General features: G+C 72.7%; 17 protein-coding genes and 1 riboswitch. Of the genes, 6 read left to right on the top strand and 11 right to left on the bottom strand.

The features are described from left to right. Positions 1-335 precede the first annotated feature (335 nt). Positions 336-1,994 (bottom strand): amino acid permease, encoded by a 1,659-nt coding sequence (locus ACFZCP_RS21565; protein WP_391428904.1) that lies wholly within the window; start codon positions 1,992-1,994, stop codon positions 336-338. A gap of 48 nt (positions 1,995-2,042) precedes the next feature. Next, positions 2,043-3,281, bottom strand: coding sequence for an FAD-dependent oxidoreductase (locus ACFZCP_RS21560; RefSeq protein WP_391428902.1), 1,239 nt, complete (start codon positions 3,279-3,281; stop codon positions 2,043-2,045). Between the two features lie 574 nt (positions 3,282-3,855). Here ACFZCP_RS21560 and ACFZCP_RS21555 point away from each other — a divergent pair. Further along, a complete protein-coding gene (locus ACFZCP_RS21555; RefSeq protein ID WP_391428975.1) occupies positions 3,856-4,980 on the top strand; it encodes a SpoIIE family protein phosphatase in 1,125 nt (374 codons plus the stop codon). 118 nt (positions 4,981-5,098) lie between these two features. Then, positions 5,099-5,166: riboswitch (guanidine-III (ykkC-III) riboswitch) on the top strand. A gap of 12 nt (positions 5,167-5,178) precedes the next feature. Continuing rightward, positions 5,179-6,057, top strand: coding sequence for an MBL fold metallo-hydrolase (locus ACFZCP_RS21550; protein WP_391428900.1), 879 nt, complete (start codon positions 5,179-5,181; stop codon positions 6,055-6,057). Positions 6,058-6,116: 59 nt separating this feature from the next. On the opposite strand, the gene ACFZCP_RS21545 is transcribed toward ACFZCP_RS21550, so the two are convergent. The 4 genes from ACFZCP_RS21545 to ACFZCP_RS21530 are packed head-to-tail and all read right to left on the bottom strand — an operon-like array spanning position 6,117 to position 11,005. Next, entirely contained in the window at positions 6,117-7,262 is a 1,146-nt protein-coding gene (locus tag ACFZCP_RS21545) for an XdhC family protein (RefSeq protein WP_391428898.1), read from the bottom strand. Then, positions 7,255-9,387 (bottom strand): molybdopterin cofactor-binding domain-containing protein, encoded by a 2,133-nt coding sequence (locus ACFZCP_RS21540; protein ID WP_391428896.1) that lies wholly within the window; start codon positions 9,385-9,387, stop codon positions 7,255-7,257. Before ACFZCP_RS21540 ends, ACFZCP_RS21545 begins: the two co-directional genes overlap by 8 nt. Then, on the bottom strand, positions 9,384-10,376 hold the full coding sequence (locus ACFZCP_RS21535) for an FAD binding domain-containing protein (protein WP_391428894.1): 993 nt from the start codon (positions 10,374-10,376) through the stop codon (positions 9,384-9,386). The genes ACFZCP_RS21540 and ACFZCP_RS21535 overlap by 4 nt, the downstream gene beginning before the upstream one ends. After that, complete coding sequence (locus tag ACFZCP_RS21530; protein ID WP_391428892.1) at positions 10,373-11,005, bottom strand: 2Fe-2S iron-sulfur cluster-binding protein; 633 nt, start codon at positions 11,003-11,005, stop codon at positions 10,373-10,375. Before ACFZCP_RS21530 ends, ACFZCP_RS21535 begins: the two co-directional genes overlap by 4 nt. A 412-nt stretch (positions 11,006-11,417) precedes the next feature. Here ACFZCP_RS21530 and ACFZCP_RS21525 point away from each other — a divergent pair, with 412 nt between their 5' ends. The 4 genes from ACFZCP_RS21525 to ACFZCP_RS21510 all read left to right on the top strand — a co-directional run bounded on the left by ACFZCP_RS21525 (position 11,418) and on the right by ACFZCP_RS21510 (position 19,097). Next, positions 11,418-11,996, top strand: coding sequence for a TetR family transcriptional regulator (locus tag ACFZCP_RS21525; RefSeq protein ID WP_391428890.1), 579 nt, complete (start codon positions 11,418-11,420; stop codon positions 11,994-11,996). Positions 11,997-12,276: 280 nt separating this feature from the next. Continuing rightward, entirely contained in the window at positions 12,277-13,929 is a 1,653-nt protein-coding gene (locus ACFZCP_RS21520; protein ID WP_391428888.1) for an FAD-dependent monooxygenase, read from the top strand. Positions 13,930-14,388: 459 nt separating this feature from the next. Further along, positions 14,389-17,616 (top strand): BTAD domain-containing putative transcriptional regulator, encoded by a 3,228-nt coding sequence (locus ACFZCP_RS21515; RefSeq protein WP_391428886.1) that lies wholly within the window; start codon positions 14,389-14,391, stop codon positions 17,614-17,616. 68 nt (positions 17,617-17,684) lie between these two features. Beyond that, the gene (locus ACFZCP_RS21510; protein ID WP_391428884.1) at positions 17,685-19,097 is read left to right on the top strand and encodes an FAD-binding protein; all 1,413 of its coding nucleotides are present in this window, start codon (positions 17,685-17,687) and stop codon (positions 19,095-19,097) included. A gap of 23 nt (positions 19,098-19,120) precedes the next feature. Here the strand turns inward: ACFZCP_RS21510 and ACFZCP_RS21505 are convergent, their stop codons facing one another. From ACFZCP_RS21505 to ACFZCP_RS21485, 5 genes are all read right to left on the bottom strand, one after another. After that, on the bottom strand, positions 19,121-20,443 hold the full coding sequence (locus ACFZCP_RS21505; RefSeq protein WP_391428973.1) for a hypothetical protein: 1,323 nt from the start codon (positions 20,441-20,443) through the stop codon (positions 19,121-19,123). Between the two features lie 247 nt (positions 20,444-20,690). Next, positions 20,691-21,302 (bottom strand): TetR family transcriptional regulator C-terminal domain-containing protein, encoded by a 612-nt coding sequence (locus tag ACFZCP_RS21500; RefSeq protein WP_391428882.1) that lies wholly within the window; start codon positions 21,300-21,302, stop codon positions 20,691-20,693. 47 nt (positions 21,303-21,349) lie between these two features. Then, entirely contained in the window at positions 21,350-22,252 is a 903-nt protein-coding gene (locus tag ACFZCP_RS21495; protein WP_391428880.1) for a 3-hydroxybutyryl-CoA dehydrogenase, read from the bottom strand. Positions 22,253-22,460: 208 nt separating this feature from the next. Then, positions 22,461-23,633, bottom strand: a complete 1,173-nt coding sequence (locus ACFZCP_RS21490) for an acyl-CoA dehydrogenase family protein (protein WP_391428878.1) — start codon at positions 23,631-23,633, stop codon at positions 22,461-22,463. 70 nt (positions 23,634-23,703) lie between these two features. Then, positions 23,704-24,876 (bottom strand): acyl-CoA dehydrogenase family protein, encoded by a 1,173-nt coding sequence (locus ACFZCP_RS21485; RefSeq protein WP_391428876.1) that lies wholly within the window; start codon positions 24,874-24,876, stop codon positions 23,704-23,706. Positions 24,877-24,907 lie beyond the last annotated feature (31 nt).

Here is a 24,907-nt window from a genome sequence, read left to right as displayed (position 1 = left end):
CGCTACGGTGATGCCACCCCGGGAAAACCCAGGCTGCACCCGAGCACCGCACCAGGTCCCGGGAGGAATGCCGCGTTCACCGGCGTTCTTTCTTCAAATCCGTCCCAGATGCATTTGCTGTCGCTCGCATCGGGCTGCGACGATCCGCACACCTACCCGTCCGAACGGCAGGTAGGCCCTGTCTTCTTCTGGCTCCAACCAGCGAACAGGGACCAGTGGACCGGGTGGTGGCTCACCTCTCCACACATGAGCGAAGGCCGGGACCCTGTGGCCCTGGCCTTCGTCCATGTTGTCGTGGCGGGTCCGCCGGCCACCGCGTCCGCGGCCCACCGCCCTCACAGGATGTTCTCCTCCTCGGGGACGACGACATGGTCGATCAGCCGCTGGATCTTCTCCGTCGGCAGGGCGACCGCGAGGGCCCAGTAGTAGATGGCGAGGCTGAAGGCCGCCGTGACGCCGATGTCCCACCACAGCGGGAACCAGGGGTGCGCCAGGGGACCGAAGTCGCTGAGGTAGACGATCAGGCCCATGCCGACCAGGTAGGCGGGCAGCCACTGGGCGGCACGCAGGTCGAGTTGAGGGGTGATCGGGTTCATCCTGAACACCCGGTTGGCCACCAGGACGACGTAGCCGATGAGGATCGCGACGCCGAGCTTCCAGTCGGTCGTCCACCCCGACCACAGGATCAGCAGATTGGCGACGACGAAGGCCAGCGGTGACATCCAGCTGCCGCCGGGCAGGCGGTAGGGGCGGTGAGCCTGCGGCAGCCGGTTGCGGAACACCCCGAAGGAGAGCGGCGCTCCGGCGTACATGAGCACGCTGGCGCTGGTGATCAGTCCGACGAGGGAGCGCCAGCTGGGGAAGGGCAGGAAGCAGACGCAGCCGATCACGAAGGCGGTGACGAGGCCCGCCCAGGGGACACCGCGCCGGTCGGTGACCTCGAACACGGAGGGCACGTAGCCGTTGCGGCTGAGGCCGTAGGAGACGCGGGAGGAGCCGGTGATGTAGATCAGGCCGGTGCCGGCGGGTGAGATCACGGCGTCGAGGTAGAGGACCGTGGCCAGCCAGCCGAGGCCGATGAGGGTGGCGACCTGGGCGAACGGGCCACTGAGCGCGTTGAATGCGGAGGTGGCCCAGTGGCTGCCGATCTGCGAGGCGGGCAGTGCCGCGAGGAAGGCGATCTGGAGGAGGATGTAGATCACGATGCCGAGGACGATCGACCCGATCACCGCGCGCGGGATGTCCCGCTTGGGGTCGGCGCTCTCCCCGGCGAGCTGGTCGGCCTGTTCGAAGCCGAGCAGCGCGAAGATGATGCCGCTGGTGGAGACGGCGGACAGGATGCCCTTGGCTCCGTAGGGGTCGAATCCGTCGGCCGCCGTGAAGTTGCTCGCGTGGAACTGGGCGACGGCGAACACGAAGATCGTCAGCAGCGGGACGCCGACCTTCCACCAGGTGGCCGCGCTGTTGGTGCGTGCCAGCAGCCGGATGCTGAGGAAGTTGACGGCGGTGATGACCGCCATCAGGCCCACCGCGACGGCGATTCCGGGTGGGGTCAGCACGTGCTCGCCGCCCTGGATCTTCTCCCAGCCGCCCGCCCAGGAGTAGTGCTGGGCGTAGGTGATCATCGCCAGCACTTCGATGGGTGCGACCGTCGCCGCCTGCAGCCAGGAGAACCAGCCGAAGGACGCGCCCGCGGCTCCGCCGAACGCGTAGTGCGGGAAGCGAGCGGTGCCGCCCGAGACCGGATACATGCCGCCGAGTTCGGCGTGGACCAGCGCGAGAATGAGAATCGCGAGGCCGCCGATGACCCAGGAGATGATCGCCGCGGGTCCGGCCGCGCCCAGGGCGCCCTGGGCGCCGAACAGCCAGCCCGATCCGATGATCGAGCCCTCCGACGCCCAGATGAGTCCGACGAAGCCGATCTCGCGCCTCAGCCCCGGCCGATGGGATGCGGAAGCGGAGGCCGAAGCGGGCGACGATGGTGGTACGGACATGCCCAACACCCCCTGTCCAGGGTGATGCTCACCACCATCGTGCCACGGTCAGGGCCGGCGGAGGGCCACGGCGGGCGGGCGTTCTCGCAGTGCGCCGTACCCGATGAAGTAGGCGGGCAGACGGCGTGCCCAGCGCGACCGGGTGAGCAGGCGCGCCAGGCGTGCGGCCCGCTGTGCGCTGCCGAACGGTGGCCGGCCCTGCAGGACGGGAGCGATGACACGGGCATGGGCCGCCCGCTGAAGTGCCTGTGTGGCAACCGTGGTGGGACGGCGGCGGCGCTGGATCCCCCGCAGGTCGTACGGGGTCACCGTCCCGCGGCGCAGCGGCCCGGCGAGATGGCGGGCGGCGGCCACGGCGTCCTGGACCGCGAGGTTGATCCCGATGCCGAAGACCGGGGACATCGCGTGCGCGGCGTCGCCGATGCACAGCAGGCCGGGGCGGTACCAGCGGCGCAGGCGGTCCAGGCGTACGTCGAGGAACCTGACGTCGTCCCACGAGTGCAGGACGTGGACGCGGTCGGCGATCCAGGGGACGGCGGCGGCGAATTCGGCCCGGAAGCGGTCGAGGCCCGCGGCTCGGCGCTCGGCGTCGGTGCCCTTGGGGATGAGCACGGCGCACTGCCAGTAGTCGCCACGGTCGATCATCGCGGTCAGGAAGCGGTCCCCGGCTCCGCCGACGAGTCCGCGCGGGTCGTCCTCGTTGCGCGGCAGGCGCAACCACCAGGCGTCCATCGGGCAGGTGAAGCCGTGCAGTGCGAGTTCCGGACGGGAGCGCGCCAGTGATCCGCGGCCGTCGCAGGCGACGGTGAGGAGGGCGCGCAGCTCGCCGGTACGGCCGTCGCAGGTGCGGTAGCGCACCCCGGTCACCCGTCCGGACTCGATGAGGAAGGACGTCGCCTCGGTGTTCATTTGCAGCTGGAAGGCCGGTTCGCGCCGGGCCTCCTCGGCCAGCAGGTCCAGCAGGTCCCACTGGGGCACCATCGCCACGTAGTTGTAGGGGCCGGGCAGCACGGAGAGGTCTCCGACCGTGGCCATGGAGCGGCCGGCTCCGACGGGCAGCTGGACGGTGCGCACGCGGCGCTGCGGCAGCCGGGCGAAGCGCTCGGCCAGGCCCAGGTCGTCGAGCAGGGCCAGCGTGGAGGGGTGGACGGTGTCGCCGCGGAAGTCACGCAGGAAATCGGCGTGCTTCTCCAGCACGGTCACCGCGACACCGGCCCGTGCCAGCAGCAGGGCGAGCACCATGCCCGCGGGTCCGCCTCCGACGACGCAGCAGGTGGTCCGTTCCATGGCAGTTCCGCCCTTCACGAGACCATTAATTCATCGGTCGATGAATACTGTACTCCTCGGGACGCGCGAACGACTGCCGACGGGCGCGCAGCGGCGGGTGAGCGCGTGGGGGCGGGCAACGACCGGTGAGCGCGTGCGCGTCGGTCGCCGCCGGGTGCGCAGGCGGCTGCAGGCACGCCGCGGCCGACGGGCACGCCAGCGGCCTGCGGGCGCGTCGGCGTGCCGGGCCGGGACGGATTCCAGGGCCGCGCGGGCGACCGCCTGCGTGCCGCAAGGACAGTGCGGCGGAACATGCCGCCAGGCGGAGCAATCGCCGGTGTGCCGCGACCGGGCGCAGGAGGCTGGACCTCTGGTCGGGGATCGTGTGACAGGAGTCCGGAGTGCGAAGGCCGCGTAAGCCGAACCGTCAGGCCTGTGGTCCGTCTGTGCATCTCGCCGTCCGGGCCGTCCCGACAGCCTCGGCGACGCCCGCGCACAGGAGTGACGGGTGAGGCACGGGTTCGGCAGACGCATCGGCCGGGAGCCGGAGTCCGGCGCCGTCGTGCGGTCCCGGCTTCCCGCACCCCCGGCATGGATGCGCTGGCTTCCGGTCCTGTACGTCGTGGCCCTGCTGGTGATCGAACCCTTGACGCCCGCGGACTGGCCGGTGAGCTTCGCGCTGATCGCCGTGCCACTGGTGACCGCTTTCGCACACGGGCCCTTCGTGGTCGCCGGTGCAACGGTGTTCTCGGTCCTGTTCGAGGGGGTCCTGGCCGGCACCCCCTGCTGCGCGGGCCGGTCGGTCGGATATCTGTGGGACCGCCACTACGTCGCCTCGTACATCTGCACCGCCCTGGTGGGGGCCCTCGGCACGATCCTGGCCGCCCATCGGATCCGCCGCGAGCGCACGCTCGCCGACGTGCGGTTCGTGGCCGAGATCGCACAGCGCGTCCTGCTCAGACCGGTGCCGCACCGGATCGGCAACCTCCGTCTGGAGAGCCTCTACCTCTCCGCCGACGCGGAGGCACGCATCGGCGGCGACCTGTACGAGGCCGTTCCCACGGCGTACGGGGTCCGGCTGCTCATCGGTGACGTCCGCGGCAAGGGCCTGCTCGCGGTCGAGACGGCCGCCGCCCTGCTCGGAGCGTTCCGTGAGGCCGCTCACGACGAAGCCGACCTTCCCACCCTGGCGGGCCGGGTGGAGAAGAGCATGGACCGCAGGGCGACCCAACTCGGCGGGACCGAGCTGGGCGAGCGGTTCGTGACCGCCGTCTTCGCCGAGGTCCCCGCCGACGGCCGGGTCGTCCGGGTCGTCAACTGCGGCCATCCGCCGCCGGTCCTCATCCGCCGGGACGAGGTACGCGAACTGGACCAGGGGCGGTCGGCCCCGCCGCTGAACCTCGGCATGCTCGTCGAAGACCCCTACCAGGTCGACGTCTACGACTTCCTGCCCGGCGACCAACTGCTGCTCTACACGGACGGCATCACGGAGACCCGCGACCCGGCCGGCTCGTTCTATCCCCTTCTGCAGCGCCTGCGTTCCTGGGGTCCTCTCCCGCCCCGCGAACTGATGGAACAGCTCCACAACGACCTGCTCGCCTACAGCGACCACCAGTTGCAGGACGACACCGCGGCGCTCACCGCCTGCCTGCTGGCCGACGAGCGGGCCGCGCCGACGCCGCCCGCGGGCACGTCGGGCGGGCACGTCGCGCCGGGATGACGCCGGCCGGGCCACCCACTCGGCCGCTGCCCATGGGCGCCGGGTGGGCGCCCGGGCTGCACCGACCGGGCTGCCGGTGCCTGCCCGTTCGTGCGCCCGGGGGCGTGGTAGCGTCCCGGCGGAGGCCCGGACGTGCCTGCCCCGGACGAGATGTGCGCCGTACCCGGCCCGCCAAGACGACGCACGCACGGAGGCATCGTGGACCCGGGCACGCAGCTGATCGACTTCACCCGCACCTCTCCCGAGGCGCGCCCGCTGGACGTGCGGTGGATCCACGGCTCGCCGTCGGCCAAGCACAACACGGACCCCGACATCCAGGTCCACGCCTACGACGAGCACACGTTCATCCTCCGGCAGAACATGGCGGTCCACTACGAGGCGCCGTTCCTGTTCCTGCTGTGCGGCAACGAACGGGCCGTGCTGATCGACACCGGCGCCACCGAGTCCGCCGCGTTCTTCCCCCTGCGCCAAGTGGTCGACGGACTCCTCGCGGACTGGCTCGCCCGGCATCCGCGGGAGGGCTACCAGCTCCTCGTGCTGCACACCCACGGGCACGGCGACCACGTCGCGGGCGACGGCCAGTTCGCCGGCCGTCCCGGCACCACGGTGGTGGCCGCCGACCGCGCCACCGCCTGGCGGTACTTCGGGTTCGACACCGACCCGGACGCCGTCTCCCCCGTCGACCTGGGCGGCCGGGTGCTGGAGTGCCTGGCCACCCCGGGCCACCACGACGCGGCCGTCACCTACTACGACCCGGCCACCGGCCTCCTGCTCACCGGTGACAGCGTCTATCCGGGCCGGCTGTACATCCAGGACGTGCCCGCCTTCACCCGCAGCATCGACCGCCTGATCGAGTTCGCCGACCGGCGGCCGGTCACGCATGTGCTGGGCTGCCACATCGAGATGACCACCGAGCCGGGGGTGGACTACCCGGTACGCACCACCTACCAGCCCGACGAGCCTCCGCTCCAGCTGACCCCCGCGCACCTTGGGCGGATCCGCGCGGCGCTCACCGGTCTGGGCGACGACCACACCCGGCGCCCCCACCCCGACTTCGTCCTCTGCCCCCGCGGCTGAGCCGTTGCCACCACGCCGGAGCCGTCCGGCGCCATCCTCCCGGTCCGTCGGCCGGGTGCTCAGGCGGCCGTCACCCCGCCGTGTTCCTGCCGGTCGCGGTGGATCGGCGTCCTCGACCCGGTCAGGGGAACGCCCGTGCCGCCGCGCCGGGCTGCGACGATCTCCGCCACGATCGACAGGGCGGTCTCCTGCGGCGTACGGGCCCCGAGGTCCAGGCCGATCGGGGAGCGCAGCCGGGCCAGCTCGCGCTCGCTCACGCCCTCGTCCCGCAGGCGCCGGTTGCGCTCCTCGTGCGTGCGGCGCGAGCCCATCGCGCCGACGAACGACACCGGCATCGCGAGCGCCGCCTTCAGCAGGGGGACGTCGAACTTCGCATCGTGGGTGAGCACGCACAGGACGGTGCGGGTGTCGGTCCCGGTGCGCCGCAGGTAGCGGTGCGGCCAGTCGACGACGACCTCGTCCGCGTCGGGGAAGCGCGCCCGGGTGGCGAACACGGGGCGGGCGTCGCAGACGGTCACGTGGTAGCCGAGGAACTTGCCGGCGCGCGCCAGCGCCGACGCGAAGTCCACCGCACCGAAGACGATCATGCGTGGGGGCGGCACGTTCGACTCGACCAGCAGGGTCAGGCCGCCGGGACAGTGCGACCCGTCGGCGGCGATGTCCACCGTGCCGGTGCGCCCGGTCTCCAGCAGGGCGCGGGCCTCGGCCGCCGCCGTCCGGTCCAGCTCGTCGTGCCCGCCCAGACCGCCCTCGTACGTGCCGTCCTCCCGCACCAGCAGGGCCCGGCCGAGGAGTTCGGCCGGGCCGCGGGCGACCCGGGCGAGGGCCGCCGGTTCGCCGCGGGCGGCGGCGAGGAGGGCCGATGCCAGGACGGGACGGGCCGGCGCCTGCCCGCCCACCACCGGTGTGATCAGCACGTCGATCGTGCCGCCGCAGGTCAGTCCTACGGCGAAGGCGTCCTCGTCGCTGTAGCCGAACCGTTCCGTCACGGTCCCGCCCGTCCGGAGCGCCTCCTGGCACAGGTCGTACACGGCGCCCTCCACGCAGCCGCCGGAGACCGAGCCGACGACGGTGCCCGCGCTGTCGACGGCGAGGGCCGCGCCGGGACCGCGCGGCGCGCTGCCGCCCACCGCCAGCACGGTGGCGACGGCGAAGTCCCGGCCCTCCTCGGTCCAGCGGAGCAGTTCCCCGGCGATGTCAAGCACGCGGTGCCCCCGCCAGGATGACGCGGTCCGGCCTGATCGGCAGACTCCGGTGCCGTGCGCCGGTCGCGTGCCAGACCGCGTTGGCGATGGCGGCCGCCGCGCCCACGATGCCGACCTCGCCGATACCCTTGATCCCGACGGGGTCCTGCGGGTCCGGGTCGTCGATCCAGTCGGCCTCGATGTGCGGTACGTCCGCGTGCGTGGCGACGTGATAGCCCGCTAGGTCGGCGCCGACGGGACCGCCGAAGGCGCTGTCGCGGACGGCCTCCTCGTGCAGGGCCATGGAGATGCCCCAGATCATGCCGCCCAGGAACTGATTGCGTGCGGTGAGCGGGTTGACGATGCGGCCCGCCGCGAAGATGCCGAGCATGCGCCGCACGCGCACCTCTCCGGTCGTGACGTCCACGGCGACCTCGGCGAACTGCGCGCCGAAGGAGTGGCGCTCGGCGGGCGCGAGGGCGCCGATGGCAGCGGTGGTGTCCGACCGCACGGTGATCCCCTCCGGGGGGATGTCGCCGCTCAGGGCCAGCCGCTCGCGCAGGTCGTCGGCCGCGGCGGTGACCGCCCAGGCCCAGGAGCGGGTGCCCATGGAGCCGCCGGCGATCATCGCAGGTCCGAAGGCGCTGTCGCCGATGCGCACCTCGACGCGCTCCGGCGGCACACGGAGCGCGTCCGCGGCGATCAGGGTGAGGGCCGTACGGGCCCCGGTGCCGATGTCGGCCGCGGCGATCCGGACGGTGAAGGTGCCGTCCGGGTGCGCGGTCGCGGCCGCGGTGGACGGCATGGCACCCGCGTGGAAGGAGGCCGCCGCCGTACCGGTGCCGAGCAGCCAGCGACCGTCCCGGCGCAGGCCGGGGCGCGGGTCCCGGTCAGCCCAGCCGAACCTGCGGGCGCCCTCGCGCAGGCAGGCGGGCAGATTGCGGCCGGCGAACGGCAGCCCGGAGACCGGCCCCTTGTCGGGTTCGTTGCGCACCCGCAGCTCGATCGGGTCGATGCCGACCTTCTCGGCGAGTTCGTCGAGCGCCGCCTCCAGCGCGAACGACCCCGGCGCCTCGCCCGGGGCGCGCATCCACGTCGGGGTCGGTACGTCGAGCCGTACGACGCGGTTGGCGGTGTGGTGCGCGTCGGCGTCGTACATCACCCGTGCCACCGCCGCGCTCGGTTCGACGAACTCGTGCACGGTGGAGGTGAGGCTGAGCGAGCGGTGCTCCAGCGCGCGCAGCCGTCCGTCGGCGTCGGCACCGAGCCTGACGTGCTGGACGGTGGGACTGCGGTAACCGGCCAGCGAGAACATCTGGCGGCGTGTCAGGACGACCCGCACGGGGCGTCGCAGGACGCTCGCGGCCATCACGGCGGCCACCTGGTGGGCACGGACGCCCTTGCTGCCGAAGCCCCCGCCGACGTGCTCGGAGCGGACGCGCACGGAGGCCGGGTCGAGCGAGAACAGGCTCGCGAGTTCGCCCACCACCCAGGTGGCACCCTGGTTGGAGTCGACCACCTCGAGCCGTCCGCCGTCCCAGCGGGCGGTCGCCGCGTGCGGTTCCATCGGGTTGTGGTGCTCTTCGGGCGTCGTGTACTCGGCGTCCACGACGACGGCCGATGCCGCCAGCTCGGCGTCGAGGTCACCCTTCGCCGTCACCGCCGGCGCATGGCTGTCCAGCGGGTAGGCATCCGGGTGCCCGCCCGTGAAGCCGATGTCGTGGGGCTCCTGCTCGTAGTGCACCACGAGCGCCTCGGCAGCTTCCCTGGCCTGCTCGGACGTCTCGGCGACGACGAGCGCCACCGGCCAGCCCAGGTGCGGCACCCGGTCGTGCTGGAAGACGGCGCAGGTCGGGTCGGGTTTCGATCCCATCAGGCCGGTGTAGTCGGTCTCGACCCGCGGGGCGTTGCGGTGGTCCAGGACGGCGAGGACGCCCGGCATGGCGAGGACGGGCGTGCTCTCGACGGCTCGGACACGGCCGCGGGCGACCGTGGAGAGCACCAGCCAGCCGTGCGCGAGGCCGGCGAACGGTATCTCCCCGGCGTAACGGGCCGCTCCGGTGACCTTGTCCCTGCCCTCCACGCGCGTGTGCGCGGAGCCGACGGAGGGCACCGACGTGGGTGTCCCGGTGGTGACGGTGGTCATCGGGCCGCCTCCTCGGCGAGTTCGGTCAGCACGGCCACCATGAGGTTGCGCATGAGGGTCACCTTGTATCCGTTGTGCGGCAGGGGCCTGGCCGCGGCCAGTTCGGCGTCCGCGGCGGCCGCGTAGGTCTCGGTTCCGGCCGGTGCGCCGGTCAGGACGCGTTCGGCCGCGACGGCACGCCAGGGCCGGGAGGCGACGGCGCCGAGGGCGAGGCGCACGTCCCGGACGACGCCGTCGCGGACGTCGAGCGCGGCGGCGACGGAGCCGAGGGCGAACGCGTACGAGGCGCGCTCGCGCACCTTGCGGTAGCGGGAGTGGACGGCTGCCGGCACGGGCGGCAGCGTGAGGCCGGTGATCAGCGCCCCCGGCGGCAGGGCGGTCTCGTGATGCGGGGTGGCGCCTACGGGCAGGTAGAACTCGCGAAGCGGCAACTCCCCCGGCCCGTCGGCGGTTTCGTAGTGGACGACGGCGTCGAAGGCGGTGAGCGCGACGGCCATGTCCGAGGGGTGCACGGCCACGCAGTGCTCGGACGCGCCGAGGATCGCGTGCTGGTGGTGTTCGCCCGCGACGGCTGGACAACCGCTGCCGGGGACCCGTTTGTTGCACGGCTTGGTGACATCGGTGAAGTAGCCGCAGCGGGTGCGCTGGAGCAGGTTCCCGCCGACCGTGGCCATGTTGCGCAGCTGCCCGGACGCTCCGGCCAGCACCGCCTGCGCCAGCGCCGGGTAGCGGCGCCGGACGTCGGGGTGGGCGGCCAGGTCGCCGTTGGTGACGGTGGCGCCGATGCGCAGACCGCCCTGCGGCGTCGACTCGATCGCGTCGAGCGGGAGTTCACGGATGTCGATGAGCCGGGCGGGCCGTTCGACGCCGGTCTTCATCAGGTCGACGAGGTTGGTGCCGCCCCCGAGGAAGCGGTTGTCCGGATCCGCGCCGAGCAGTGCGACGGCACCCGCGACGTCGGACGCCCGCTGATAGCCGAACTCCCTCATGCCACGGCCTCCTTCGCCTTGACTGCGGGACTGACGCGCGCCGCGGGAACCGTGTCCGTCTGCGTCCCGCCCCCGGGCGCGTGAGCCGTGTCCGTCTGCGTCTCACTCCCGGCCGCCCGGGCCACCGCCTCGACGATCGAGACGTACGCACCGCAGCGGCACAGGTTGCCGCTCATCCGCTCCCGTATCTCCTCGGCGGTCAGGGGCGCCGGCTCCGCTTCGGGCCGGACGTCCGCGGTGACGGCGCTCGGCCAGCCCGCCGCGTGCTCCTGGATCATCCCGATCGCCGAACAGATCTGCCCCGGGGTGCAGTAGCCGCACTGGTAGCCGTCCAGGTCGAGGAAGGCCTGCTGCACGGGGTGCAGCCGCTCGCCGTCGGCCAGGCCTTCGACCGTGGTGATCTCGCGGCCTTCGGCGGCCACGGCCAGTTGCAGGCAGGCGACGGCCCGGCGCCCGTCCAAAAGGACGGTACAGGCACCGCATTGCCCCTGGTCACAGCCCTTCTTGGAGCCGGTCAGATCGAGGCGTTCACGCAGTGCGTCGAGCAGGGTGGTGCGGTGGTCGACGGGCAGTGTGTACTTCTCGCCGTTGATCTTCAGGGTGATGACACTGGACGTCGATAGGTCCATGGGTGGCTTCTTTCGCGTTTCCAGGACGGAGGGGGATCCGGGACGAAGGTGGGGCAGGTCGGTCCGGCGGCCGGAGCACCGGACGCAGGCGGGTCAGGACGGTCCGGCAGCCGGAACCGCGGACCAGGTGGTGCGGGACGGTCCGGCGCCGGAGCAGCGGACCGAGGTGATGCTGGGCAGGCCGGCGGCCGGAGTACCTGACGGCGCCGAGAACGCGTCGTACGAGCCCAGGGGCGAGGGCTGGCCGAAGGTGCGGGATGCTGGGGCCGAAGGTGACAGCCGACGGCTGCCCCGGGGCACGGCCACGGCTATCGTGGACACAACCGGACAGCTGTCCGTTACCCGGAAACCTAACGGACAGCTGTCCGGTTAGCAAGGGTGGGGTTCGGCCACGAACCCTTGAGGAGGACGAGTGCCGCACAAGAAGGACGCACCCCTGCGCTCGGACGCGCAGCGCAACCGCGAGCGCATCCTGGAAGTGGCACTCGCCGAGCTGACGCGGTGCGCGGACTCCCCGTTGAGCGTGATCGCCAAGAAGGCCGGCGTCGGGCAGGGCACGTTCTACCGCAACTTCCCCAACCGCGAGGCACTCGTCCTGGAGATCTACCGCCACGAGATGCAGCAGGTCGCCGAGAGCGCGGCCCATCTGCTCGACACCCTGGCGCCCGAGCAGGCCCTGCGCGCCTGGATGGACCGCCTCGCCGAGTTCGCCATGGCCAAGGCCGGCCTGGCCGACGTGATACGGCAGGTCACCAGCACACCGGGAAGCCCGGCGAAGCCGGCGCACACACCGGTGATCTCCGCCGCGGAGCTGCTCCTGCGCGCCAACGAGGAGGCCGGCACCATCCGCCCCGGAGTCACCGCGGACGACTTCCTCCTCGCCATCGCAGGCCTCTGGCAGCTCGACCCGCACGACGACTGGCAGCCGCGCGCCACCTGGCTCCTCGACCTCGTCATGGTCGGCCTGCGGGCGGGGGCGCCCGGCCGGTGAGACGGCTGACCATGCCGTCGCACGTTGACGCGGCGGAACGAGTACCGAAATCCAGCTCGCCCCATGACGGCAGCGGTCGCTCCGTGGGCTTCCACAACACCCCCGGCCCTGACGGGTGACGCCCCGGCGTTCCCGCAGGTCGACTCGCGGTCGTGGCCTCCCGTTCGCCGACCGGCGGGCCGAGGAGAGATGCTGGATCACGTTCGGGCGGGCCACCGGGCGGCCCGAGGGAGCACAGGCCGGCAGGAGACTGGTCCGAGGCCGGCCGGAGGGGTTCGACATGGCCGTGGCCGACAGCGGGGTGGAGGTCCTGATCGTCGGTGGTGGGCCGGTCGGACTCACGGCCCGGGCGCTCCTGGAACGCTGGGGCGTGCGGTCCTTACTGATCGACAAGCGCCGCAGGCTGTCGCCCTTCCCACGGTCCCGGCTGGTCAACGTGCGCTCCATGGAGATCTACCGCCGGCTCGGGCTCGCCGACACGATCGCGGCCCACGCGTTCGCACCCGAGTACGGCCGCATCCGCTTCCGCGACACCCTGCGGGACCGCGATTTCGCGACGGCGGCGATGATCGGCATCAACGCGCCGGTGCCGGAAAGCCCTGTGACCGGGGTGGTCACCTCGCAGGACCGCCTGGAACCCACCCTGCTCGCCGCGGCGGACGCACCCGTACGGTTCGGGGTCGAGCTCGTCCATGTGACCGAGGAGGCCGACGGCGTCCTGGCTCTCCTGGTCGACCACCAAAGCGGCGCACAGACCCGCGTCCGTGCCCGTCATCTGCTCGCCGCCGACGGTGCGAACTCCACCGTCCGGGAACTGCTGGGGATCGGCACCACGGGCCCGGGCGCGCTGGGAAGCTTCACCACCGTCGTCTTCGATGCCGACCTCGACCGCTGGTGCGCCCGCCGGCCCGCCGGGGTCTACTTCACCGCCCACGGATCGTTCGCCCCGCTCTACCCCGAAGGCGGCTGGTCCTGGTTCGGTCCGACACCGGAAGACGACGCGGGCGACGACTGGCCCGGTCTCGTCTCGCGCGCCCTCGGACCCGGCGCCGACGTGCGGGCCGACGTGGTGCGGGTGCACCACTGGGTGATGAACGCGTTCGTCGCCGAACGCTTCCGCCAGGGCCGGATCCTGCTGGCAGGCGATGCGGCACACGCGCTGCCCATCATCGGCGGCCTCGGGATGAACGCCGGCCTCGCCGATGTGCACAACCTGTGCTGGAAACTGGCGGGGGTTCTGCGCGGGTGGGCCGGACCGGGCCTGCTGGACTCCTACGAGGTGGAACGGGAACCCGTCGCCCACGAGACGCTGCGTCAGGCGGTGGCCAACACGCGCCTGATGCTTCAGGTGCAGGGCCGACGCCGCGAACAGCTCCGGTCCGGCGAGGCGGAGTCGGCCCGGGTCGAACTGCCCTGGTCCGAGCGGTTCTTCGCCCAGCTCGGTCTGGTGCTCGGCGTCGCCTACCGCTCCCAGGCCGTCCTCACCGACAGCAGCCCCTCACCCGCGCAGTCCGACACCAGCACCGACACAGGCACAGGCACAGGCACAGGCACGAGCGCCAGCACCGACACCGTTCCGACCGCCGGCACCGACTACGTTCCCACCGCAGAGCCGGGCCGTCGCATGCCGCATCTCTGGCTGGCCCACGACCGCTCCACGCTCGACGCCTTCGGCGAATGGTTCACCCTGCTCACCCCGGACCCCGCTTCATGGACGCCCCGCACCACCATGCGATTGCCCCTGCGCGTCGAGCCCCTTCCCGGAGAGCACAGCGGCCTCTGCGGTCTCGGCCCCGGCGGAGCACTGCTCGTCCGGCCGGACGGCCACATCGGCGCCCGCTGGCGCGACCGGCCACCGGCCGACGCCACCCTCCAGACCGACGCCATCCTCCACGACGCCCTCACCGCGCTCACCATGCCGACGCTCCCGTGAAACGCCGGACGGGCTTCCCCGAACGGACATGACGTCAGCCGGCGGCCCGGAGGCACTCGGTGACGCGTCGTGACGGGTGGGCCCCGCTGTCGATCCCTCCGCGACGACCGTGACCATGCCGAGGCGGCCGGTCCGCCCTGCTGCCCTCGGCGCTCTGCCCACTGGCCCCGCAGGTCCGCCCTGCTGCCCTCGGCACTCTTCCCACCGGCCTCGCCGACCTGCCACTGCTGGCCTCGGCGCTCTGCCCACCGTCTGCCCCTGCTGCCTCCGCCAGTCCGCCCTTCGGCTCTCGCCGGCCAGGCCCTGTGGGCTCGCCGCACGGGCCTGCGGCTCTCGCCCGCCTGCCTGTGGTCCACCCGGGCACTCTGCAGCCCTTCCGGTCGGCCCCGTCGGCCCCGTCGGCCCGTTCGGCCCGAGCCCCGGCGAGCGGGCGGCGGTAGCCTGCTCGTGAGGGCAACCATGGCCGACGACGTGCACATCCGGCTCCTCGGCGGCTTTGCCGTGGCGGTCGCGGACCACCCGGTCGCCGCCGGGGCGTGGCGCCTGCGCAAGGCCCGGAGCCTGCTGAAACTGCTGTGCCTGTCACCGGGCCACCAGCTGCACCGGGAGCAGCTCTACGACCTGCTGTGGCCCGATCTCGACCGGACGGCCGCGTCGAACAACCTGCACCAGGTGCTGCACGCCGTGCGGCGGGCGCTGGCCTCCACCGGTGCGCCCGGCGACGTCGTCGTACTCCGGGACGACCTGGTGCTGCTCGGTCCCGACGGCGGTGTGCTGATCGATCTCGACGCGTTCGACGAGGTGGCCCGGCGGGCCTGGGACGACGGCCGGACCAGGGACTACCGTGCGGCGCTCGCCCTGGCCGCTCCCGGTCTGCTGCCCGAGGACCGGTACGAGCCCTGGGTGAGCGAGGCGGCCGAGGCACTGGAGACACGGCGCACCGCACTCCGGCTGGGGCTCGGCGAGGCGCTCGAACACGATCACCACGCGGCCGAGGCCATCGACGTCCTGCGCACGCTGGTCGCCGAAGACCCGCTGCACGAGCCCGGCCACCGGGCGCTGATGCGGGTCCTGGCCGACGCCGGGCGGCGTGGGGAGGCGCTGGCCTGCTACGAGCAGCTGCGGGACAGGCTGCGCCGTGACACCGGCGCCGACCCCGACCCGCAGACCCGCCGCCTCTACCGTGAGCTGCTGGCCGACTCGGTCGAGCAGCAGCAGGAGGAGCGGCCGGGGGCCCGGCGGCACAATCTGCCCGCCCCGGCGACGGCCCTGATCGGCCGCGAGCGCGAGATGGCCGAGGTGGACAGGCTGCTCGGGCGGAGCAGGCTGCTGACCCTCACCGGGGCCGGCGGCTGCGGCAAGACCCGGCTCGCGTTCGCCGTGGCGGCCCGGCGGCGCGACGACTTCCGGGACGGGGCGTGGTTCGTGGACCTCGCCGGGCTGGCGGAACCGCACCTCGTACCCGAGGCGGTCGCCGCAGTCCTGGGGGTGCAGCTCCCCCGGTCCGGCGGCGGCCGGGAGGCGCTGGTCGCACAGCTTGCGGGACGGTCGATGCTGCTGGTGCTGGACAACTGCGAGCACCTCGTCGAGGCATGTGCCGCCCTGGCCTCACAGGTCATGGCCCGCTGCCCGGACGTCTTCGTGTTGGCGACCAGCCGGGAGCCGTTGCGCAGCTATGGGGAACGTACGTTCAGAGTGCCCTCCCTCTGCCTGCCCGATCCGCGCCGGCTGCCGGGCTTGGACGAGGTGGCCCGCTTCGCCTCGGTGCGGCTGTTCACGGAACGGGCCGCCGAAGCGTCCCCGGGATTCCGGCTGACAGCGGGCAACGTGGAGGCCGTGGCACAGATCTGCTTCCGGCTCGACGGAATGCCCCTGGCCCTGGAACTCGCCGCGGCCCGGGTGCACGTGCTGGCGCCGCGCCAGATCGCCGAGCGGCTCGACGACGCCCTGGCCCTGCTCGGCCGGGGCAGCCGGCGCGGCGTGACCCGCCAGGAGACTCTGCTGGCCACCCTGGAGTGGAGCCACCGGCTGCTCGACGACGAGGAACGGCGCCTGTTCCGCCGGCTAGCGGTCTTCGCGGGCGGGTTCTCCCTGGCCGCGGCCGAGGAGGTGTGCGCGGAGGAAACGCAGGACGCCTCCGTGCTGGACCTCCTCGGCCGGCTGGCCGACAAGTCCCTGGTGTGGGTGGAGCCACGACAGGACGAGGCCCGCTACCGGCTGCTGGAGACGATCCGGCAGTATGCCGCGGAACGTCTGCGGGCCGCCGGGGAGCACGCGGCCACCGAAGCACGGCACCGGCGCTTCTATCTGGCACTCGCCGAGGCACAGGACCGCGAACCGCCCACCGGAGTCCGCGGGACGACGTCGCTGGAGCTGGAGCCCGAGTACGGCAACCTCCGGGCCGCCCTGCGGTCGTTCCTGCGCCACGCACCGGACGACGCGTTGCGGCTGGCGGTCGCCCTGCACTCGTTCTGGCCCGAGCGAGGGCGTCTGGCCGAGGGCCGACGCTGGCTGGAGGACATCCTGGCCGCCGCACCGGAACCCACCCCTTTGCGGGCGAGCGCGCTGATGGGGCAGGCCGTGCTGGCCGTCCGCCTCGGCGACGGCTCCCCGCTGGAGGACATCGCCGAGCAGATCGTCGGCATCCACCGGCTTGGGCGGGCCCCGGCGGCGCTGGCGTCCGCCCACTGCCAGCAGGCGATCCTGCTCTGGATGCGCGGCGCGTGGCACGGCGCCCGCGGCGCTCTCGACCGGGCCCGCGCCCTGGCCCGCGACGCGAGCGACCCCTCGGTCCTCGCCGTTGCCGCGCACCTCGACGGTGTCTGGGCCGTCTGCCGCGGCGAGGGCTCGGCGGCCCGCGAGTCCTGCGAGGAGAGTCTGCGGCTGCTCGACGACGTCGACGCCGGGAGCGAGCCGTTCTTCCCGGTCATGACACCGGGTTACGCGGTCGAGGACGACGGGGCGGGACAGGTGTCGCTGTTCTTCGAGGAGACCGTGCTCGCCGGCCGTACGGTCGGCCCGTCCCGGGCACGGGGATACGCCCTGGCGAATCTCGCGTGGGCGAACCGGCTGGCGGGCGACACCGGCGCCGCCACCGAGGCGGCCGGACGCAGCGTCGACTGTTTCCGCACGCTCGCCGACCCGCACGGGGAGTCCCTCGCCCTCACCGCGCTGGGCAACGTCCGGCGCGGCCGGGGCGATCACGACGCGGCGCGGAAGTACCTGGAGGCGGCGCTGGAGATCCGGCGCCGGGTCGGCGACCGCCGGGAGGAGGGCATCACCCTGGGCTGCCTCGGCCTGCTCCGGCTGGCGGACGGGGACACCGCGGGCGCGCGGGCGACCATCGCCCGGGTCCTCGCGGACTTCGAGGAGACCGACGACATCCCCGGTGCCGTCAACTGCGTGCTCCACCTCGGGCTCGTCGCCCGCGCCGCGGGGGACCGGGCGCGCGCCCGCACGCTGCTGACCCGCGCCCAGCGCCTGGAGGACGTCGCCGGATCGACCTCCGCCACCGGATGGGTCTCCCTCGTCCTGGCCCGGCTGCTCCTGCAGGAGGGCGACCGCGCCGCCGCCGAAGCGGCCGCCGTCCGGGCCGGTGAGCTGTTCACCCGGCTCGGGGACACCCGTGGCACGGCCGTCCTGCGGCACTCCCTGCCGGCGGCACCCACCGGTCAAAGCGGCTGCTGAGTGAGTGCTAAGAGGCACTGCCTAGGGTCCTGAACATCAGCGCAAGCACTCATACCGAGGAGCCGACCATGTCGATCGACACGGCAAAGGGCATCCTGGGGGACGCCACCGTCGCCGAACTGGAGGCAGGTCTGCGCGGCACCGTCGTCCGCCCCGACGATGCCGGCTACGACCAGGCCCGCGCGGTCTGGAACGGGGCCCACGACAAGCATCCGGCCCTGGTCGTGCGGTGTGCCGGGACCGCGGACGTGATCCGCGCCGTCGAGTTCGCCCGCAGCCAGGACCTGCTCGTCGCCGTGCGCGGCGGCGCTCACAGCATCGCCGGGTTCTCGACCTGCGACGACGGCATCGTCATCGACCTGTCGCAGATGAAGGGCGCCGTCGTCGACCCCGAGCGGCGCCGGGTGGTCGCCCAGGCCGGGATGACCTGGGGCGACCTGGATCACGAGACCCAGGCCTTCGGCCTCGCGGTGACCGGCGGCCTGATCTCCACGACCGGTATCTCCGGCTTCACGCTCGGCGGCGGAGTGGGCTGGCTGCTGCGCCGCCACGGTCTGACCTCGGACAACCTGACGGCTGCCCAGGTCGTCACCGCGGACGGCCGCGTGGTGCGGGCGGACGCGCACGAGCACTCCGAGCTGTTCTGGGCCCTGCGGGGCGGCGGCGGCAACTTCGGAGTCGTGACCTCGCTGGAGTACCAGCTGTACCCGGTGGGACCCCAGGTCCTCGCCGGGCTGATCGTCTATCCCCGGGAACAGGCCGAGCAGGTGATCAAGGGCTGGCGCGAGCTGACCGGCTCCATGCCCGACGACCTGACGACGGTGGTGAACCTGACGACGGCTCCGCCCCTGCCGTTCCTGCCCGAGGAGGTCCACGGCACCCGCGTCGTCGTGGTCCTCGGCATGTACGCGGGCGACCCCGCGGCCGGCGAGGCGGCCGTCGGCCCGCTGCGGACACTGGGCACGCCCATCGCCGACCTGATGGGCCCGATCACGTACACGGCCATGCAGTCACTGCTCGACCCGCTGTGGACGGCCGGCGCCCACAACTACTTCACGTCGGCGTTCATCGAGCCGTCCGACGCCGCGCTCGACGCCGTCCTGCGACGCCATCTGACGACACCCACGCCCTCCAGCGAACTGCATCTGCACCAGCTGGGCGGCGCCTTCGCTCGCGTGCCCGCCGACGCCACCGCCTTCAGCCAGCGGGATGCGAGCGTGCTCTGCAACGTGGTCGCGCGCTCCCCCGACGCGACGGACTTCGACGCGCACGTCGCCTGGGCCCGCGCCACCCGCGAGGAGATCGCGCGCCACGGCCACGGGGCCATGTACGTCAACTTCACCGGCGATGCCGCCGAGGACAAGGTGCGCGCCTCGTACCCCGGCGCGGTCCACGAACGGCTGGTGAGGGTCAAGGACACCTATGACCCCACGAATCTGTTCCGGCTCAACCAGAACATCCGCCCGTCGACCGCGGCGTAGCGGACCCTGCGACGCCCAGCCGGCTAGGGCCGCCGCCGGCACACGGACCAGACCTGCTGGAGCAGGGTCCGGTGGTCCTCGCCGTAGGTGGCCACGGCGGCGTAGACGGCGTCGAGAGCCGCCTGGAGGGGGTCTGCTTCGGCGGCGCCGAGCAGGGCGGGGACGGCCATGTGCGGCTGGGAGACGGGCAGTGAACGGTCCGGCTCGCCGAGCGTGGCCACGAGCCTGTAGGGCGCCTCGGGTCCGGGCTCGCCCGGTGACTCCGACGACTGCGGCAACTCCAGCGGCTCCGAGGACTCCAGCGACTCCGGAGGCGTCTGCTCCGTCGTGACGACGATCGGGAGCACGATCTCGTACAGGGCCCCGTGCGCGTCGTCCCGCGCGGGCGGCTGGAAGGGAGGCCGCTCGGGCGGGACGGCGCGGCCGACGGTTCTGTCGGGGACGCGCGGATCCGTCTCCAGGGCGTGCCACACCCGGTCCGGGTCCTCGAACAGCGGGGGCAGCGGGCGTCCTTCCGCCAGGGCGGTGAGTCCTTCGGCCACCCAGTCGAGGCCGGCGAGGCCGGCCGCTTCGCACGCCCGGCGGGCCGCCAGTACGGCCACCTCACGCTGGACCTCGGGACCGGCGGCGTCGATGGCGTGGACCAGGTCCGGGTCGAAGTCCAGCACGCCCCGTACATTGCCGTCGACACAACGCAGGGCCCGGCTCGGCAGCCGGCCGCCCCACTCCCATCGCTCGAGGGCGAGGCGGCGTTCTTCTTCGGCCTGTTCCTCCGCGAGGCGGGCGAGACGCTCGGCTTCGGCGCGTTCGGCGGGCGTGGGGGGAGGCGGGAGCCGGCGGGCGTAGTCGTGCCAGTAGGCGGCGGTTTCGGAGGTCTGCTTGAGGACTCGGTCCGGGGCGGGCGGGGCGGGCCAGAACTGCAGCAGATAGCAGTCCAGTTGGGCTTCCTCCTCCAGGAGGGTGTCCTGTTGTCTCGCCTCGTCCATGCCCTTGGCGCTGTAGCGCACCCGGTAGTCGGTCTCGTCCAGGTCCAGGTCCCACACGCCCCCGCCTCCCCACTCCACGAGCGCGCCACCGGCCGAGACCGGGCGGAAGGACACCTCGACGACGTCGTCCCAGCCCGCGTCCAAGGGCGGGGCCTCCTCGTGCACCTCGGCGGTGAAGCCGACGTGTCCCGTGTGCAGCCCGGTCGTCAGCCACAGAGCGCCGGGAACCGCCGCCCCGCACAGCCCACTGCTCTGCCCGGCAAAGGCCTCCGCAAGATCCAGGCCCCAGTGGTCCGGATCGGTCTCCACATAGATCTGACCGTAGTGAACATCTACTTCGCCCTCGACCTGCCTGCGCACCACTGCCCCCCCCCATCGCCACCAGGAACGAACCAGTCCCGGGCACCCTACGACCCGGCACTGACAACGCCGGGTCACCTGCGGCGATCGCGAAGGCACTGCCATGCGTGCGGCGAGGACGCGGGCGCGGACGTGACGAGAGCACGGACGCGGAGACAGCACCGGCGCGGTGAGAGCACAGGCGCCCCGGCTCACTCCGCGCCGGCTCCCTGCGTCGGCGCGGAGTCGTTCGGTGGGGGCGGGCCCTTCATTCCGTCGGCAGCACGGCCGGCAGTCCCAGCGCGGCCGCCACCTGGCGCCAGACAGAGGTGAGGGCCGAGTCCAGGGTGACCGTCGGATCGCGCAGCATGAGGCGGATGCCGTAGCCGTCGCTCAGCGACAGGACGAGCGTGCTGAGGTCGTCCACGTCGGTCGGTGTGAACTCGCCGGACTCGATGCCCCGCCGTACCGCCCCGGCCACCCAGCCGTGCAGTTGCGCGTACAGGTCCACGGCGAAGGTGCGGGTCGTCTCGTCGCGCAGGGCCCGGGCCCACAGCTCCTGCCACAGCCGCCAGTCCTGCTGCAGTTCGGGGTCGGTCGGCAGCAGGCTGCGCAGGATCCGGGCCAGGATGACCGCCGCCGACGCGGTCTCCGCGTCGTGTTCGAGGCCGACGGCGGTGTTGGCGAACGAGTGGGTCATCGCCTCGGTGAACAACTTCTCGCGCGTGTCGAAGTGGTAGTGCAGCAGGGCCGTCGACACCCCGGCCCGCTCGGCGACCATGCGCATACGGATCTTCTCGAAGCCGATCTCGGCGATGACCTCGCACGCGGCGGTCAGGATGCGCTCGCGTGTGTCTGCCGTGCGCACCTTGGTGGACACCCTGCCGCTCCCCTCGTCCGGTGGTCGTACGCCATGACCATCTTCCCTCACCGCGGCCCCGCCGGTGCAGCCGCCGCTCGCTGTGGCTCTGCGTCGTAGCTGTGGAAGCCCCGCCCGGACTTCCGCCCCAGCAGACCGGCCTCCACCATCCGGGACAGCAGCGGAGGCGGCGCGTACTGGGGCTCGCGGAACTCGGCGTACAGCGACTCGGCGATGGCGCGCGTGGTGTCCAGGCCGATCAGGTCCGTCAGGGCCAGCGGACCGAGCGGGTGCGCACAGCCGAGGACCATGCCGCGGTCGACGTCCTCGACGGTCGCGCTGCCCGACTCCACCATGCGGACGGCGGCCAGCAGATAGGGGACGAGCAGCGCGTTGACGACGAACCCCGCCTTGTCCCGGGTCCGGACGACCTCCTTGCCCAGGGTGCCGGTCACGAAGTGCTCGGCCCGGGCCGCGGTGGCGGGCGACGTGAGCAGCGACGGGACGAGTTCGACGAGCCTGAGGACCGGTACGGGGTTGAAGAAGTGCACGCCGACGACACGGTCGGGACGGCTGGTCGCCGCGGCGAGCCGGATGACCGGGATGGAGGAGGTGTTGGTCGCCAGGATGGTGTGCTCGCCGGTGACAACGGCGTCGAGGCAGGTGAAGACGTCGAGTTTGAGCGCCTCGTCCTCCGCGACGGCTTCGACCACCAGGTCGTGGTCGCCCAATGCCTCGATCCGGTCGGCCACCGTGATCCGGGCCATGGCGGCATCCCGCTGCTCGGCGCCGAGCTTGCCGTGTGCGGTGGCCCGGTCGAGCGAGCGGACGATGCGGAGCCGGCCGGCACGGGCCGCCTCCGCATCGCGCTCCACGACCGTGACGGGCATCCCGGCGCGTGCGCAGACCTCGGCGATGCCGGCGCCCATCAGGCCGCAGCCGACCACTCCCACCCGTTCGATGTCGGTCATCCGTCGTCCTCTCCGCTGTATGTCGATTCCGGGGCGGCCGGATCCGCTGCCCGGCCGAAGAGCCGACCCGCCGGACGGGGGCGGCCCGCCGGTCGGAAGGCGTCGGCCGCAAGGGGCCGGCCGGAAGGGGGCGGCCGGAAGGGGGCGGCCGGAAGGGGGCGGCCGTCGCGGGCCGGGGCGTGTGGCAGGCCCCGGCCCGTGCCACCTGTCACGCGACCGACAGGTCCAGGACGCCCGTGCCGCGCCTGATCAGTTCGTTGGCGATGATCAGCCGCTGGATCTCGGAGGTGCCCTCCCAGATCCGGTCCACGCGCAGCTCGCGGTAGAGCCGCTCCACGGCGTAGGACCGGTCGTAGCCGCGGCCGCCGTGGATCTGCAGGCAGCGGTCGATCACCCGGCCCGAGGCCTCGCTCGCCGACAGCTTGGCGATGGCCGCCTTGGCGTGCAGCGTCTTGCGGTCCTCGGCCGACGCCTGGTCGATCTCCCAGGCGACCTGGTGGGTGTAGGCCCGGTTGACCGCGATGTCCACGGCACAGTCCGCGAGCATGCCCTGGATCAGCTGGTACGACGCGATCGGCGCCCCGAACTGCTCTCGCTCCACGGCCCAGTCGCGGGACAGCTCCAGGGCCCGTTCGGCGGCGCCCGTCGTGCGGGCCGCGATCATCAGGCGCTCCTCGGTGAACCAGGAGCGGGTGATGTCGTATCCCTCGCCGATGCCGCCGAGCACGGCGTCGTCGCCGACCTGGACGTCGGTGAAGGTGAATTCGGGGTGCTCGTAGACGAAGGTGTGCATGAACCGCGGCACGCGTGTCATCTCGATGCCGGGGGTGTCCTTGTCGACGAGGAACAGGGTGGGCGCGCGGTCCGGGCCCGCCGCGGCGAGCACGATCATGAAGTCGGCATGGTCGCCGACGGTGACGAACCACTTCTCGCCGTTCAGCACCCAGCCCTGGTCGTTCTTCGTGGCCGTCGTGGCCAGGTTCTGCGGGTCCGAGCCCGCGCCGGGCTCGGTGACGGCGTAGCAGTCGCGCCGCTCGCCCTTGATCACCGGGACGAGGAAGCGCTCGCGCTGCTCGGGCGTGCAGAACCTGAGGGCGTTGGCGGGACGCCACACCATGTCCCACAGGGCACCGGTGAGCCGCCCCAGCTCCTCCTGCACGGTGACCTGTTCGGCGATGGTGAGTCCGGCGCCGCCCCACTCGGCCGGCATGTTGACGGCCTGGAGCCCGGCGTCGAGGACCGCGTCGCGGATCGTGGCGTGGGCGTCGGCGGGCAGGCCGTTGTTGTCCTCGCACTGCAGCTCGTAGGCGGCGATGACGTCGGTGAGGGCGCGCGCGTCGGCCTTGAGCTGCGCCTGGCGCGGGGTGAGGCGGAAGTCCATGGAAGTCCTCGCTGTGGGTGGGCCGTGGGGTGGGCTGTGGGGTGATGGACGGGCAGGGCGCGGGGCGGGCTCAGTGCGTGGGCAGCGCGAGGGCGCGGGTGCCGCGCTTGATCAGTTCGTTGGCGATGATCAGCCGCTGGATCTCGGAGGTGCCCTCCCAGATCCGGTCCACGCGCAGCTCGCGGTACATGCGCTCGACGGGGTACGTGCGGTCGTAGCCGCGGCCGCCGAAGATCTGCAGGCAGCGGTCGGCGACCCGGCCGGCGGCCTCGCTGGCGGCGAGCTTCGCGGTGGAGGCCTTGGCGTGCAGCGTCTTGCGGTCGGTGTGCGGCTGGTCGGCCTCCCAGGCGACCTGGTGGGTGTAGGCCCGGTTGACCGCGATGTCCACGGCGCAGTCCGCGAGCATGCCCTGGATCAGCTGGTACGACGCGATCGGCGCCCCGAACTGCTCCCGCTCCACGGCCCAGTCGCGGGCGAGCCGGAGCGCGCGCTCGGCGGCGCCGACGGTGCGGGCCGCGATCATCAGGCGTTCGTCGGTGAACCATTCCTTGGTGAGCTCGTAGCCGTTGCCGACGCCGCCGAGCACATCCTCGTCGGCGACGAAGACGTCGGTGAAGGTGAACTCGGGATGCCCGTTGACGGCGGAGTGCATGAAGTGCGGGACCCGTGTCATCTCCACGCCGGGCGCGGCCCGGTCCACGAAGAACAGGGTGGGCTGCCGTTCCGGCCCCGCGTCCGCCTGCACCAGCAGGAAGTCGGCGATGTCGCCGCAGGTGACGAACCACTTCTCGCCGTTGAGCAGCCAGCCGCCGTCCGTGCGGGTGGCCGTGGAGGTGCCGGAGGACGGGTCGGATCCCGCGCCCGGCTCGGTGACGGCGAACGCGTCGAACTTCTCCGCGCGGATGACGGGCAGCAGGTACTTCTCGCGCTGCCGCTCGTCGCCGTACGCCAGGACGTTGGCAGGCCGCCAGGGGATGTCCCACAGGCAGTTGGTGACCTTGCCGAACTCCTCCTCGACGATGACCTGGTCGAGGAGGCTGAGGCCGGCTCCGCCCCATTCCGCGGGCATGTTGATGGCGTAGACGCCGGCGTCCATGGCGGCCCGGGTCAGTTCGGTGACGAGCTGCTGAGGCAGGGGGCCGCCTGCCTGCTCGGACTGGTCCTCGTAGCGCATCAGCAGGCGCGCGTAGTCGGTGGCGCGGCGCTTGAGGTCGGCTTGCTCGGGGGTGTAGCGCATGTCCATGGGGGCCTCTTCGGTCGGCTGGAGGGGCGGG

Origin of the sequence: Streptomyces sp. NPDC007971 (assembly GCF_042958635.1) — a bacterium.
Classification (GTDB): domain Bacteria; phylum Actinomycetota; class Actinomycetes; order Streptomycetales; family Streptomycetaceae; genus Streptomyces.
Note: the sequence above shows the minus strand (reverse complement) of the source record. Positions and strands in the feature narration are given on the sequence as shown.

What these genes read in the sequence shown, in the direction of transcription:
- ACFZCP_RS21540 (WP_391428896.1), bottom strand. Translation starts at nt 9,387, where the DNA reads ATGACCACCGTCACCACCGGGACACCCACGTCGGTGCCCTCCGTCGGC.
- ACFZCP_RS21560 (WP_391428902.1), bottom strand. Translation starts at nt 3,281, where the DNA reads ATGGAACGGACCACCTGCTGCGTCGTCGGAGGCGGACCCGCGGGCATG.
- ACFZCP_RS21520 (WP_391428888.1), top strand. Translation starts at nt 12,277, where the DNA reads ATGGCCGTGGCCGACAGCGGGGTGGAGGTCCTGATCGTCGGTGGTGGG.
- ACFZCP_RS21490 (WP_391428878.1), bottom strand. Translation starts at nt 23,633, where the DNA reads ATGGACTTCCGCCTCACCCCGCGCCAGGCGCAGCTCAAGGCCGACGCG.
- ACFZCP_RS21495 (WP_391428880.1), bottom strand. Translation starts at nt 22,252, where the DNA reads ATGACCGACATCGAACGGGTGGGAGTGGTCGGCTGCGGCCTGATGGGC.
- ACFZCP_RS21530 (WP_391428892.1), bottom strand. Translation starts at nt 11,005, where the DNA reads ATGGACCTATCGACGTCCAGTGTCATCACCCTGAAGATCAACGGCGAG.
- ACFZCP_RS21565 (WP_391428904.1), bottom strand. Translation starts at nt 1,994, where the DNA reads ATGTCCGTACCACCATCGTCGCCCGCTTCGGCCTCCGCTTCCGCATCC.
- ACFZCP_RS21555 (WP_391428975.1), top strand. Translation starts at nt 3,856, where the DNA reads ATGCGCTGGCTTCCGGTCCTGTACGTCGTGGCCCTGCTGGTGATCGAA.
- ACFZCP_RS21510 (WP_391428884.1), top strand. Translation starts at nt 17,685, where the DNA reads ATGTCGATCGACACGGCAAAGGGCATCCTGGGGGACGCCACCGTCGCC.
- ACFZCP_RS21535 (WP_391428894.1), bottom strand. Translation starts at nt 10,376, where the DNA reads ATGAGGGAGTTCGGCTATCAGCGGGCGTCCGACGTCGCGGGTGCCGTC.
- ACFZCP_RS21485 (WP_391428876.1), bottom strand. Translation starts at nt 24,876, where the DNA reads ATGGACATGCGCTACACCCCCGAGCAAGCCGACCTCAAGCGCCGCGCC.
- ACFZCP_RS21515 (WP_391428886.1), top strand. Translation starts at nt 14,389, where the DNA reads ATGGCCGACGACGTGCACATCCGGCTCCTCGGCGGCTTTGCCGTGGCG.